Origin of the sequence: Pseudomonas sp. I2 (assembly GCF_040984075.1) — a bacterium.
Classification (GTDB): domain Bacteria; phylum Pseudomonadota; class Gammaproteobacteria; order Pseudomonadales; family Pseudomonadaceae; genus Aquipseudomonas; species Aquipseudomonas guariconensis_B.
Window position 1 is genome coordinate 39,481 of sequence record NZ_JBCGFQ010000013.1, and the last position, 12,595, is coordinate 52,075.

The following is a 12,595-nucleotide window of genomic DNA, read 5'->3' on the forward strand; positions in this document are numbered from 1 at the left end:
GCTTGACACCTAGATGGGGATGCCCGGAAGGATTTCAAGCCTTTTCATCGATCGATGGCTGAGGAGCCGCTGGCGCCTTGCTGACCACCACCATGGCGGGGCGCAGCAAGCGGCCGTTGAGCAGGTAGCCCTTCTGGAACACTTTGAGCACGCTGTTGGGCTCAACCTCGGCGCTCTCTTCCATGGCCATGGCCTGGTGGTGCTCGGCGTTGAACGGTTCGCCGTGCGGGTCGACCGCCTCGAGGTTGTAGCGCTTGAGGGTGTCGTGGAACATCTTCAGGGTCAGCTCGATGCCTTCGCGCATCGGCTTGATGGTTTCGTCGTCGGCACTGGACAGCTCCAGGCCGCGCTCCAGGCTGTCGATCACCGGCAGCAGGTCGCCGGCGAACTTCTCCAGGGCGAACTTGTGAGCCTTCTCGACATCCTGCTCGGCACGGCGGCGGATGTTCTGCAGGTCGGCGGCGGCGCGCAGGGACTGGTCCTTGGCGGCGGCCAGCTGCTCCTCGAGCACCTGTACGCGGGCACCGAGATCCTCTGCACCAGCCTCTTCGGCGTTAAGGTTCTTCTCATCCAGCTGTTCGTCAGCCATCGGGTCTCTCCTCCGCAATTTCGGGTATGCGAGCCAGGCTCGCCTTGTCTGCCGGCTATATGGGGTCGGAAAAACCAGGTTCAAGGGGCAGGCGGGTTTTCCGCACGCGCGCGCATTCTCCGAGCGGGCATTGTCAGCCCGACAAAAAACACTGTATAAATAACCAGACATGACGCTTCGGGAGCTGCCCTCATGCTGGTGCACCTGTCCATCCACAACTACGCCATCGTCGAACACCTGGACCTCGAACTCGCCCGCGGCATGACCGTCATCACCGGCGAAACCGGCGCCGGCAAGTCGATCATGCTCGATGCCCTGGGCCTGACCCTCGGCGACCGCGCCGACAGTGGCGTGGTGCGCCCTGGCGCGAGCAAGGCGGACATCCTGGCCACCTTCGATCTCGTCGACATCCCCGAGGCGACGGCCTGGCTCGCCGAACGCGACCTGGACAGCGACGGCCCCTGCATCCTGCGCCGGGTGATCACCGCCGAAGGGCGCAGCCGCGGCTATATAAACGGCACACCCTGCCCGCTCGGCGACCTCAAGGCCCTTGGCGAACTGCTGATCGACATCCACAGCCAGCACGAGCACCAGTCACTGCTCAAGACCGACACTCACCGTCGCCTGCTGGACGAGTACGCCGGCGCCATCGACCTGTCCCGCCAGGTGCACCTGGCCGCCCAGCGCTGGCGCCAGACCCGCCAGGAACTGGAGCGCCTGTCCAACTCCGGCGACGAACAGCGCGCCCGCCACCAACTGCTCAGCTACCAGCTGGAAGAGCTGGACAACCTCGGCCTTGGCGAGAACGAGCTGGAACAGCTGGAGCAGGAGCACAAGAACCTGACCAATGCCGAGGCGCTGTTCGGCATCTGCCGCCAGGTCATCGACCAGTGCAGCGAGAGCGACTCGGGCAACGTGCTCAGCGCCCTGACCGCCAGCCTCAACCGCCTGACCGCTGTGGCCAACGCGCCCAAGGCCCTGGGCGAGGCGGTCAACCTGATAGCCAGCGCGCAGATCCAGGTCGAGGAAGCGGTCGGTGAGCTCAACCGTTTCCTCGACCATTTCGACGCCGACCCCATGCGCCTGCAGGCCCTGGAGGAGCGGCTCGACACCATCTATACCCTGGCGCGCAAGCACCGCGTGCACCCGACCGAGCTGCCGCACCTGCAACAGCGCCTGATGGAAGAGCTGGAAGGGCTGAACGCCAGCGACGAGTCGATCGAACGCCTGGGCGAGGAGCTGGCCGCCTACGCCCAGCACTACCAGGAGAAGGCTGGCGAGCTGAGCGCCTTGCGCCAGCAAGCGGCCAGGCAACTGGCCACTGCCGTCGAGCAGGAGATCCAGCGCCTGGGCATGCCCGGCGGGCGCTTCTGCATCGAACTCACGCCCAACGAAGGGGGCGAACTGTCGCCCCATGGCCTGGAACAGATCGAACTGCTGGTCAGCGCCAACCCCGGCCAGCCGCTCAAGGGCCTGGCCAGGGTGGCGTCGGGTGGCGAACTGTCACGTATCAGCCTGGCGATCCAGGTGATCACCGCGCAAACCTCACGCATCCCGACCCTGGTGTTCGACGAGGTGGACGTGGGCATCGGTGGCCCCACCGCGGAAATCGTCGGCCAGTTGCTACGACGCCTGGGCGAGCGCGGCCAGGTACTGACCGTGACCCACCTGCCGCAGGTGGCAGCCCAGGGGCATCGCCACCTGTTCGTGCACAAGGTGCGCCACAGCGACACCACCCATACCGCCGTCGCCAACCTGGGCAAACGCGAGCGGGTCGAGGAAGTGGCGCGGATGCTCGGCGGCATCGACCTGACCAAGGAATCACTGGCCCATGCGCGCAAGATGGTGGTGTCTGGCAAGGCCTGACAGTTGTCGCCCGGCGTTCCTGAATCGAAACGGGCTCAATGCCAGGGGCTACGAAGCGGCCCCAAAGACGGCTGGCACCCCAAAAGCACAAAGGCGACCCGAAGGCCGCCTTTGCTTTAGATAACGAACAAATCGTTACTTTTTCTTGCGCACATACAGGACCAGGTTATGGTCCACCAACTCGTAACCATGGTCGGTCACGATCTGTTTCTGGCGCTTCTCGATCTCGGTATCCACGAACTCGATGACTTCACCGGTATCCACGTTGACCATATGGTCGTGGTGGCCGCTATCAGCCAGCTCGAATACCGCGTGACCGCCGTCGAAGTTATGGCGAACCACCAGACCCGCCGCTTCGAACTGGGTCAGGACGCGATAGACGGTCGCCAGACCGACGTCCTCGCCAGCTTCCATCAGCGCCTTGTAGACATCCTCGGCGCTCATGTGACGCTGCTCGGTGGAGTCGAGCATCTGAAGAATCTTGACTCGAGGCAGGGTCACCTTGAGACCGGCTTTGCGCAATTCGCTATTTTCAACCATGGTCAGCTTTCTCGCCGATGCTGCTTCGCAGCTTCTCTTAATACGGGTATGATCGGGGTTTACGTTGTCCAGCCAAGATAGTGGAAGTCGCCCACCGATGCAAAACACCAAGCTCTTGCTAACCAGCCTCACCTTCGTGGGACTGCTCGCACTCGCCGGTTGCTCGTTTCCCGGGGTTTACAAAATCGACATCCAGCAGGGCAATGTCGTTACGCAAGACATGATAGACCAATTACGCCCCGGAATGACCCGCCGGCAAGTAAGGTTTATCATGGGCAATCCACTGATCCAGGACACCTTCAACACCAACCGCTGGGATTACCTCTACAGCCTGCAGCCCGGCGGCGGCCAGCGCCAGCAGGAGCGCATGAGCATCTTCTTCAACGACAGCGACCAGTTGGTAAGCCTGTCTGGCGACTTCATGCCAGGCGTGAGCCGCGACCAGGAGATCCTCGGCGGCAGCGGCGACACCACCGTCAGCCCGGCCACCGAGCCGAGCCAGCCCGAAGAGAAGCCGGCCAAGCCAGGCTCGCTGGAAGAATCCATCCAACGCGAGATCGACACCATCGAGACCACTCCGGTCCCGACGCCGGCACCGCTGGAAACCTCCCCGCAGTAAGCTGTCTGCCATTGGGGCCGGGCACGGCCCCAATGGCGACGTTCAGCCCTCAGGCGCCGCGCTGCGCCTTCGCCTTGGCGGCTCGCTGCTTGCGCACTTCCTTCGGATCGACGAGCAATGGCCGATACACCTCCAGGCGATCGCCCTCCTCGACCGTGCGCTCAGCGGGATCGCTGACCACCTTGCCAAAAATCCCCACCGGGCAGGACGCCAGGTCAAGCCCCGGCACCTGTTCACCCAGGCCCGACAGGCGCAATGCGTCCCTGACACGGGTCCCTGCCGGCACCTCGCAGGCCAGCAGCCACTGGCGCTCGGCCGTGGCGTAGGCGACTTCGATGTTCACGAGGGCCTCAGGCATTGAGTTGCTTGGCCCGCTGGCAGAAGGCATCGACCAGGGTATTGGCCGCCTGGTTGAACAACGGGCCGAGGGTGGCACGCACCAGGGGCCCGGCATAGTCGAAGGACAAGTCGAGGCTGATCTTGCAGGCCTTTTCGCCCAATGGCTTGAAGATCCACAGGCCATGCAGTTGGGTGAACGGCCCTTCCTCCAGGTTCATCTCGATCGATTGCCCCGGCACCAGCACATTGTTCGTGACGAACTGCTGGCTGATCCCGCCCTTGGCCACTTCCAGCTTCGCCCGCATGTGCGTATCGCTGACCTCGAGCACCGTCGAGGCCGAGCACCAGGGCAGGAATTGCGGGTAACTGGCCACATCGTTGACCAGATCGTAGAGCGCCTGGGCGGGGTACGGCAGCAGGGCGGAGCGTTGAATATGGGTAGTCATCCAGGCGTCACTTCCAAGACTGGGCGGCAGCGCTTCTCAGCGCATCGAAAACGGTTCTGTTCAACAGAACAGGGTCTGCATTGTCCGGGATTCGTCCTACAGGCTCAAGCACACCTAAACCCCGTAGCCGGCGGCGCGGCGACTCCCTATAATGCCGCCCCTATGGCTAAGCAAAAGAAACATCCGACCGGGACCATCGCGCTGAACAAGAAGGCGCGACACGATTACTTCATCGAGCACAAGTTCGAGGCCGGGCTGGTCCTGTCTGGCTGGGAAGTAAAGAGCCTGCGGGCCGGCAAGGCGCACCTGACCGACAGCTACGTGCTGCTCAAGGATGGCGAAGCCTGGCTGTTCGGCAGCCACATCACCCCGCTGACCACCGCCAGCACCCACGTCATCGCCGACCCTACCCGTACTCGCAAGCTGCTGCTGAACAAGCGCGAGCTCGAGCGCCTGGAAGCGGCCGTGGCGCAAAAGGGCTACACCTGCGTGGCCATGGCGCTGTACTGGAGCAAGCACCTGATCAAGTGCGAGATCGCGCTTGGCAAGGGCAAGAAGGAATACGACAAGCGCGACACCCAACGCGAGCGCGACTCCAACCGCGAGATCCAGCGCGCCGTGCGCAGCAAAGGCCGCGACGAGTAGGCCTGTTCTGGCCCAGGGGACGGCGACGCTCACACATCATGTGCCATGCAGAGGGCTCTGTGAGAGATTACCCAGCCTTTGGGCTGCACAGCAGCCCCAAGGCTCCAGGCACCGTCTGACTAGCCAGCCCCAAGGCCTCCCGGCAATGCCCTAGCAGCCGTTGCGCCGCTCCGCCCGCGCCACCCGCCGGGCCTCCTGCTGCGCCTCCTGCAACACTTCCTGCACATACAGGATGTGCCGGCTCGACACCTCCCGGGCATCGTCCGCCCGCCCCTCGACAATCGCCTGATACAGCTCGCGATGCTGGCTGATCAGCATGTCGCGGGTCTCCGCACGCTGTTGGTACATGCCGCCGATATTGGTCACCACGTTGCGCTTGAGCAGGTCGAACAATCCGCGGATGGTGTGCAGCAACACCGCGTTATGGCTGGCCTCGGCAATGGCCAGGTGAAAACGCGCATCGGCCGCCCCTTCCTCCGCCCGACTGACCTCGTCGGCCCGTGCATAGCAGTCCTGCAAGGCGTCGAAAGCCGCCTTGAGCCGGTCGCGGTCCGGCTCGGTGGCGCGCTGGGCGGCATAGTAGGCGCAGGAAGCCTCCAGGGTGTGGCGGAACTCGAGCAGGTCGCGCTGGGCCTCGGGGCTGTGCTCGAGCAATTGCAGCAGTGGGTCGCTGAAGGTCGAGCCCAGCGTCTCGGCGACATAGTTGCCACCGCCCTGGCGGCTGACCAGCAACCCCTTGGCCACCAGCTTCTGGATCGCCTCGCGCAACGAAGGGCGGGACACGCCGAACTGCTCGGCCAGGGCGCGCTCGGCTGGCAAGCGCTGCCCCGAGGTCAAGGTGCCCTCGAGAATCATCCCTTCCAACCGATCGACGATGTCGTCGGACAGGCGCCGCTGGCGGACCTGATCAAAAACCATCACATGCTCTCCACAAACCCCGCGGATTCCGGGGGGCGCCTATTCTGGCCCATCCGCGCCGCCTCGACACCCATCAGATGACGATTTTCCAGGGCTACCAGATACCCGCTCATCGATATCCGACCAAAGTTTTCCCCAGGACAAATTGACACGGCCACAACCACGCTTTTAACCTAGCGACCAGTCATTGTAAATTGGTCTTACCAATTATCCAATGCCAGTGCTTGACCAACAACAATTAGGGGCCATCCCACTATGCAAACCTGGCAACAGCTCTATACCCCCCTGGGGAGCCTTGGCCTGTCCGCTCTGGCGGCCGTCATCCCTATCGTGTTCTTCTTCCTCGCCCTGGCCGTGTTCCGCCTCAAAGGCCATGTCGCCGGCAGCATCACCCTTGCCCTGTCGATCCTGGTGGCGATCTTCGCCTTCCAGATGCCTGTCGACATGGCGCTGGCCGCCGCCGGCTATGGCTTCCTCTACGGCTTGTGGCCCATTGCCTGGATCATCGTCGCCGCGGTGTTCCTCTACAAACTCACGGTCAAGAGCGGCCAGTTCGAGGTGATCCGCAGTTCGGTGCTGTCGATCACCGACGACCAGCGCCTGCAGGTGCTGCTGATCGGCTTCTGCTTCGGTGCCTTCCTCGAAGGCGCCGCCGGTTTCGGCGCCCCGGTGGCCATCACTGCCGCGCTGCTGGTAGGCCTGGGCTTCAACCCGCTGTACGCCGCCGGCCTGTGCCTGATCGCCAACACCGCGCCGGTAGCCTTCGGCGCACTGGGCATCCCGATCATCGTCGCCGGCCAGGTGACCGGCATCGACGCCTTCGACATCGGCGCCATGACCGGTCGCCAGCTGCCGCTGCTGTCGCTGTTCGTGCCGTTCTGGCTGGTGTTCATGATGGATGGCGTGCGCGGCGTGAAGGAAACCTGGCCTGCCGCCCTGGTGGCCGGCCTGAGCTTCGCCGTCACCCAGTACTTCACCTCGAACTTCATCGGCCCCGAACTGCCGGACATCACCTCGGCCCTGGCCAGCCTGATCGCCCTGACCCTGTTCCTCAAGGTCTGGCAACCCAAGCGCTCGTTCGCCGAAGCCAAGGGCAGCGTCGGCGCCGCCGTGGTCAGCACCGGCGGCAGCCAGCCTTCGCCCTACAGCCTGGGCGAGATCTTCAAGGCCTGGTCGCCGTTCCTGATCCTCACCGTGCTGGTGACGATCTGGACCCTCAAGCCGTTCAAGGCCGCGTTCGCCCCGGGCGGCGCGATGTACGACTTCGTGTTCAACTTCGCCATCCCGCACCTGGACCAACTGGTGATGAAAGGCGCGCCGATCGCCGCCACCCCGACCGCGATCGCGGCCGTGTTCAAGTTCGACCCGATCTCCGCCACCGGTACCGCGATCTTCATCTCCGCGCTGCTGTCGATGGCCGTGCTGAAGATCAACGTCAAAACTGGTCTGACCACTTTGAAGGAAACCTTCTGGGAGCTGCGCTGGCCGATCCTGTCGATCGGCATGGTCCTGGCCTTCGCTTTCGTCACCAACTATTCGGGCATGTCCTCGACCATGGCCCTGGTCCTGGCCGGCACCGGCGCCGCGTTCCCGTTCTTCTCGCCGTTCCTCGGCTGGCTGGGCGTGTTCCTGACCGGTTCCGACACCTCGTCCAACGCCTTGTTCGGCTCGCTGCAGGCCACCACTGCGCACCAGATCGGGGTCAACGACACCCTGCTGGTGGCCGCCAACACCAGCGGTGGCGTGACCGGCAAGATGATTTCGCCACAGTCCATCGCCGTGGCCTGCGCCGCCACCGGCCTGGTCGGCAAGGAATCGGACCTGTTCCGCTTCACCGTCAAGCACAGCCTGTTCTTCGCCACCATCGTCGGCCTGATCACCCTGGTCCAGGCCTACTGGCTGACCGGCATGCTGGTTCATCACTAAAGTGAAAGGGGCCGGGCGCGCCCTGTCGCGCCCGGCAGCCGCCCCTCTCCACCTTTGCAGCGAGACCCCATGATCATTTCCGCCTCCACCGACTATCGCGCCGCGGCCCAACGCAAGCTGCCCCCCTTCCTGTTCCACTACGCCGACGGTGGCGCCTACGCCGAGTACACCCTGCGCCACAACGTCGAGGACCTGGCCGGCATCGCCCTGCGCCAGCGCGTGCTGAAGAACATGTCCGAGCTGAGCCTCGAGACGCGGCTGTTCGACGAAACCCTGAGCATGCCCGTGGCCCTGGCCCCGGTCGGCCTGACCGGCATGTACGCCCGCCGTGGCGAGGTCCAAGCAGCCCGTGCGGCAGCGGCCAAGGGCATTCCCTTCACCCTGTCGACGGTATCGGTGTGCCCGATCGAGGAAGTCGCCCCGGCCATCGACCGGCCCATGTGGTTCCAGCTGTACGTGCTCAAGGACCGCGGCTTCATGCGCAACGCCCTGGAGCGGGCCAAGGCCGCCGGGGTCAAGACCCTGGTGTTCACCGTCGACATGCCAGTACCCGGCGCCCGCTACCGCGATGCCCATTCCGGCATGAGCGGCCCGAACGCCCCGCTGCGCCGCGTCTGGCAGGCCATGACCCACCCGCAATGGGCGCTGGATGTCGGCCTGCTGGGCCGCCCGCACGACCTGGGCAATATCTCCAAGTACCGTGGCAACCCCACGGGCCTGGCCGACTACATCGGCTGGCTGGGCGCCAACTTCGACCCCTCCATCTCCTGGAAGGACCTGGAATGGATCCGTGAATTCTGGGACGGCCCGATGATCATCAAGGGCATCCTCGATCCGGAAGATGCCAAGGACGCGGTGAAATTCGGCGCCGACGGCATCGTCGTCTCCAACCACGGCGGCCGCCAGCTCGACGGCGTGCTGTCCAGCGCCCGGGCCCTGCCGGCGATCGCCGACGCGGTCAAGGGCGACCTGACGATCCTCGCCGACTCCGGCATCCGCAGCGGCCTGGACGTGGTGCGCATGATCGCCCTGGGCGCCGACAGCGTGCTGATCGGCCGCGCCTTCCTCTACGCCCTGGCCACCCACGGCGAGGCCGGGGTGAAGAACCTGCTCGACCTGTTCGAGAAGGAGATGCGCGTGGCCATGGTGCTGACCGGCGCCAAGTCCATCAGTGAAATCACCCGCGACTCGCTGGTCCGCGAACTGGGCGCCTGATAGCCGCGCCCCACGACACACCGCCTGATTGACCGGGACACGCGGCGCACCAGACGCCGCGGCCCCGCGAGGAGATAGCATGAGCCTGCCCGCCGCGTTCCTGCGTGATGTCGAGCGCCTGATCCCCGCCGAACGCCGTTTCGACGACCCGACCTCGACCCTGGCCTTCGGCACCGACGCCAGCTTCTACCGGCTGATCCCCAAGCTGGTGGTACGTGTCGAGTCCGAGGACGAAGTCGTCGGCCTGATCCACCTGGCCCAGCGCGAGCGCGTGCCGGTGACCTTCCGCGCCGCCGGCACCAGCCTCTCCGGCCAGGCCATCAGCGACTCGGTGCTGATCGTCCTCGGCGACAACTGGGGCGGCAAGGAAATCCGCGGCCAGGGCGAACAGATCCGCCTGCAGCCCGGGGTCATCGGTGCCCAGGCCAACGCCTGGCTCGCCCCCTACGGGCGCAAGATCGGCCCCGACCCGGCCTCGATCAATGCCTGCAAGATCGGCGGCATCGTCGCCAACAACGCCAGCGGCATGTGCTGCGGCACGGCGCAGAACACCTACCACACCCTGGCCGGCATGCGCCTGGTACTGGCCGATGGCACCCGCCTGGACAGCGAGGACCCGGCCAGCGTCGCGGCGTTCGAGCAGAGCCACGCCGACCTGCTGGAAGCCCTCGCCCGCCTCGGCCGCGAGACCCGCGCCAACACGGCGCTGGCCGAGCGGATCCGGCACAAGTACCGGCTGAAGAACACCACGGGGCTGTCGCTCAATGCACTGGTGGACTACGACCAGCCGCTGGACATCCTCCAGCACCTGCTGGTCGGCTCCGAAGGCACCCTCGGCTTCATCAGCGCGGTCACCTACGACACCGTGCCCGACCACCCGCACAAAGCCAGCGCGCTGCTGGTCTTCCCCAGCGTGGAAAGCTGCTGCCGCGCCGTCACCGTGCTCAAGCGCCAGCCGGTTTCCGCCGTGGAACTGCTCGACCGCCGCAGCCTGCGCTCGGTCCAGGACATGCCAGGCATGCCCATCTGGGTGAAAGGCCTGTCGGGCAATGCCTGCGCCTTGCTGATCGAGTCCCGCGCGGGCAGCCAGAGCCTGCTGCATGAGCAGTTGCAGCAGATCATGGCCTCCATCGCCGACTTCCCGCTGGAGCAGTGCGTCGACTTCAGCGAAGACCCGGCGGTGTACAACCAGCTGTGGAAAATCCGCAAGGACACCTTCCCCGCCGTCGGCGCCGTGCGCCAGACCGGCACCACGGTGATCATCGAAGACGTCACCTTCCCCATCGAGCAACTGGCCGAGGGCGTCAACCGCCTGCTCCAGCTGTTCGACAAGCACCGTTACGACGAGGCGATCATCTTCGGCCATGCCCTGGAGGGCAACCTGCACTTCGTCTTCACCCAAGGCTTCAACAGCGCCGAGGAAGTGGCGCGCTACCAGGCCTTCATGGACGACGTGGCGCAGTTGGTGGCGGTGGAGTTCGGCGGCTCGCTCAAGGCCGAGCACGGCACCGGCCGCAACATGGCGCCCTTCGTCGAACTGGAGTGGGGCCATGACGCCTACCAGCTGATGTGGACGCTCAAGCGCCTGCTCGACCCCAACGGCATCCTCAACCCCGACGTGGTGCTCAGCGAAGACCCAGACATCCACCTCAAGCACTTGAAGCCCCTGCCGGCCGCCGACGAGATCGTCGACAAGTGCATCGAGTGCGGCTTCTGCGAGCCGGTATGTCCCTCCAAGGGGCTGACCCTGAGCCCACGCCAGCGCATCGTCATGTGGCGTGACATCCAAGCCAAGCAACGCGCCGGCCTCGACACCCGCGAATTGCTCGAAACCTACCAGTACCAGGGCATCGACACCTGCGCCGCCACCGGCCTGTGCGCCCAGCGCTGCCCGGTCGGCATCAATACCGGCGAGTTGGTGAAGAAGCTGCGCAGCCAGGCCGCCGGACACGACAAGGCCGCCGACTGGCTGGCCGGGCACTTCCACACCGCCCTGCGCGGTGCCCGCCTGACACTGGCTGCCGCCAACGGCGCACGCAAGCTGCTCGGCGCCCCGCGCCTGAGCCGCCTGAGCACCTCCCTGAGCAAGGCCAGCAAAGGCCGCCTGCCCCAGTGGACCCCGGCCATGCCCCAGCCCCTGCGCCCGGTGGCATTCGGGCCGGCGGGCAACGACGCCCGCCCGCGCGTGGTGTACCTCGCCGCCTGCGTGTCACGGGTGATGGGCCCGGCCTACGCCGACCGCGAACAGAGCTCGCTGCTCGACAAGACCCGCGCCCTGCTGGAGAAGGCCGGCTACCAGGTGGTATTCCCCGACAACGCCGACAACCTCTGCTGTGGCCAGCCATTCGCCTCCAAGGGCTACCCGGAACAGGCCGAGCACAAGCGCCAGGAACTGATCAACGCCCTGCTCCACGCCAGCCGCGGCGGCCTCGACCCGATCTACTGCGACACCAGCCCCTGCACCCTGCGCCTGGTCCAGGACCTGGGCGACACCCGCCTGGACCTGTACGACCCGGTGCGCTTCATCCGCACCCACCTGCTCGAGCGCCTGGAGTTCACCCCTCAGGACGAACCGGTGGCCGTCCACGTGACCTGCAGCACCCAGCACCTGGGCGAGAGCCAGGCGCTGATCGACTTGGCACGGCGCTGCAGCAAGCAGGTGGTGATCCCCGAAGGCATCCATTGCTGCGGGTTCGCCGGCGACAAGGGCTTCACCACGCCAGAGCTCAATGCCCACTCCCTGCGCAGCCTGAAGGACGCGGTGCAGTATTGCAGCGAAGGGATCTCCACCAGCCGCACGTGCGAGATCGGCTTGTCGAGCCATAGCGGGATCGACTACCACGGCCTGGTCTACCTGGTGGACCGCGTGACACGCCCACGTAGCCTCTGACCCTCGGAGCCGCTGGCAAGCCAGCCCCCAGAATCCTCTGCATGGCGCACGACCCGTGCGCCCCATTGGACCTGTGCAAGCCGGCTTACCGGCGAATGGGCCCGAAAGCTCACCACGTCATCCACCGCCCAAACGACACCGCCCCGAGCCATCACCCCGATGGAACCCCCGCAAATCCCCCGCAGTCCACCGATCAGGCCCACCTTCCAGAGGCCTTCCAGAAGGAGACACCCATGAAAGGTACTGCGCTTTCCGCCCTCTTCGCGGCCGCGACCCTACTGGCCTCGCCGGTGTTCGCCGACGAGGACCTCTGCACCCTCAACCTGCAGAAGATCGACGACAACATGGCCACCATCGGCGCCACCTCCGAGGGCCTGGACAAAGCCATCACCGAGCACGTCGACAAAGCCAAGGCAGCCCAGGCCGCCGGCGACACCAAGGAATGCATCGCCATCACCAGCAAAGTGCTCGAGCGCATGGAGAAAACCGACAAAGGCAGCGGCCCTTCCGGCGGCAGCGGTGCCTGAGCGCCGCGCGGGCGACCGGACCAGCAGTCGACGTCGCCCGCACAAAGGCGTATACTCCACCGCACGTGTCGAAAG

General features: G+C 65.5%; 12 protein-coding genes. 7 read left to right on the forward strand and 5 right to left on the reverse strand.

All coding sequences use genetic code 11. The features are described 5' to 3' along the window. Window positions 1–34 precede the first annotated feature (34 nt). On the reverse strand, window positions 35–589 hold the full coding sequence (gene grpE, locus WCE05_RS08820) for a nucleotide exchange factor GrpE (RefSeq protein ID WP_225790270.1): 555 nt from the start codon (window positions 587–589) through the stop codon (window positions 35–37). Window positions 590–781: 192 nt separating this feature from the next. Between grpE and recN the strand changes: the two genes are divergently transcribed. Next, window positions 782–2,455: a DNA repair protein RecN gene (recN, locus tag WCE05_RS08825; RefSeq protein ID WP_225790271.1), complete on the forward strand. Its 1,674-nt coding sequence runs from the start codon at window positions 782–784 to the stop codon at window positions 2,453–2,455. A gap of 135 nt (window positions 2,456–2,590) precedes the next feature. On the opposite strand, the gene fur is transcribed toward recN, so the two are convergent. Then, window positions 2,591–2,995: a ferric iron uptake transcriptional regulator gene (gene fur / locus WCE05_RS08830; protein ID WP_225790272.1), complete on the reverse strand. Its 405-nt coding sequence runs from the start codon at window positions 2,993–2,995 to the stop codon at window positions 2,591–2,593. A 97-nt stretch (window positions 2,996–3,092) separates the two neighbouring features. Between fur and WCE05_RS08835 the strand changes: the two genes are divergently transcribed. Continuing rightward, complete coding sequence (locus tag WCE05_RS08835; RefSeq protein ID WP_225790273.1) at window positions 3,093–3,614, forward strand: outer membrane protein assembly factor BamE; 522 nt, start codon at window positions 3,093–3,095, stop codon at window positions 3,612–3,614. Between the two features lie 49 nt (window positions 3,615–3,663). On the opposite strand, the gene WCE05_RS08840 is transcribed toward WCE05_RS08835, so the two are convergent. Continuing rightward, window positions 3,664–3,972 carry an RnfH family protein gene (locus WCE05_RS08840; RefSeq protein ID WP_225790274.1) on the reverse strand — a complete coding sequence of 103 codons (309 nt, stop codon included), beginning with the start codon at window positions 3,970–3,972 and terminating at the stop codon, window positions 3,664–3,666. After that, entirely contained in the window at window positions 3,965–4,399 is a 435-nt protein-coding gene (locus tag WCE05_RS08845) for a type II toxin-antitoxin system RatA family toxin (protein ID WP_225790275.1), read from the reverse strand. The genes WCE05_RS08840 and WCE05_RS08845 overlap by 8 nt, the downstream gene beginning before the upstream one ends. A gap of 162 nt (window positions 4,400–4,561) precedes the next feature. Here WCE05_RS08845 and smpB point away from each other — a divergent pair, with 162 nt between their 5' ends. After that, a complete protein-coding gene (gene smpB, locus WCE05_RS08850) occupies window positions 4,562–5,044 on the forward strand; it encodes an SsrA-binding protein SmpB (protein WP_225790276.1) in 483 nt (160 codons plus the stop codon). 150 nt (window positions 5,045–5,194) lie between these two features. Here smpB and WCE05_RS08855 read toward each other — a convergent pair whose 3' ends face one another. Continuing rightward, entirely contained in the window at window positions 5,195–5,962 is a 768-nt protein-coding gene (locus tag WCE05_RS08855) for an FCD domain-containing protein (RefSeq protein ID WP_225790277.1), read from the reverse strand. 255 nt (window positions 5,963–6,217) lie between these two features. On the opposite strand from WCE05_RS08855, the gene WCE05_RS08860 reads away from it, so the two are divergent. The 4 genes from WCE05_RS08860 (at window position 6,218) to WCE05_RS08875 (ending at window position 12,520) form a co-directional block, all read left to right on the forward strand. Next, a complete protein-coding gene (locus WCE05_RS08860; protein WP_253080730.1) occupies window positions 6,218–7,888 on the forward strand; it encodes a lactate permease LctP family transporter in 1,671 nt (556 codons plus the stop codon). Between the two features lie 69 nt (window positions 7,889–7,957). Further along, window positions 7,958–9,103: an FMN-dependent L-lactate dehydrogenase LldD gene (gene lldD / locus WCE05_RS08865; protein WP_225790279.1), complete on the forward strand. Its 1,146-nt coding sequence runs from the start codon at window positions 7,958–7,960 to the stop codon at window positions 9,101–9,103. Window positions 9,104–9,182: 79 nt separating this feature from the next. Beyond that, the gene (locus WCE05_RS08870) at window positions 9,183–11,993 is read left to right on the forward strand and encodes an FAD-binding and (Fe-S)-binding domain-containing protein (RefSeq protein WP_368815759.1); all 2,811 of its coding nucleotides are present in this window, start codon (window positions 9,183–9,185) and stop codon (window positions 11,991–11,993) included. 233 nt (window positions 11,994–12,226) lie between these two features. Continuing rightward, complete coding sequence (locus WCE05_RS08875) at window positions 12,227–12,520, forward strand: hypothetical protein (protein ID WP_225790281.1); 294 nt, start codon at window positions 12,227–12,229, stop codon at window positions 12,518–12,520. Window positions 12,521–12,595 lie beyond the last annotated feature (75 nt).

Coding starts and splice junctions, on each gene's coding strand:
- lldD (WP_225790279.1), top strand. CDS start 7,958: ATGATCATTTCCGCCTCCACCGACTATCGCGCCGCGGCCCAACGCAAG.
- smpB (WP_225790276.1), top strand. CDS start 4,562: ATGGCTAAGCAAAAGAAACATCCGACCGGGACCATCGCGCTGAACAAG.
- WCE05_RS08845 (WP_225790275.1), bottom strand. CDS start 4,399: ATGACTACCCATATTCAACGCTCCGCCCTGCTGCCGTACCCCGCCCAG.
- recN (WP_225790271.1), top strand. CDS start 782: ATGCTGGTGCACCTGTCCATCCACAACTACGCCATCGTCGAACACCTG.
- WCE05_RS08875 (WP_225790281.1), top strand. CDS start 12,227: ATGAAAGGTACTGCGCTTTCCGCCCTCTTCGCGGCCGCGACCCTACTG.
- WCE05_RS08855 (WP_225790277.1), bottom strand. CDS start 5,962: ATGGTTTTTGATCAGGTCCGCCAGCGGCGCCTGTCCGACGACATCGTC.
- WCE05_RS08840 (WP_225790274.1), bottom strand. CDS start 3,972: ATGCCTGAGGCCCTCGTGAACATCGAAGTCGCCTACGCCACGGCCGAG.
- WCE05_RS08870 (WP_368815759.1), top strand. CDS start 9,183: ATGAGCCTGCCCGCCGCGTTCCTGCGTGATGTCGAGCGCCTGATCCCC.
- WCE05_RS08835 (WP_225790273.1), top strand. CDS start 3,093: ATGCAAAACACCAAGCTCTTGCTAACCAGCCTCACCTTCGTGGGACTG.
- fur (WP_225790272.1), bottom strand. CDS start 2,995: ATGGTTGAAAATAGCGAATTGCGCAAAGCCGGTCTCAAGGTGACCCTG.
- grpE (WP_225790270.1), bottom strand. CDS start 589: ATGGCTGACGAACAGCTGGATGAGAAGAACCTTAACGCCGAAGAGGCT.
- WCE05_RS08860 (WP_253080730.1), top strand. CDS start 6,218: ATGCAAACCTGGCAACAGCTCTATACCCCCCTGGGGAGCCTTGGCCTG.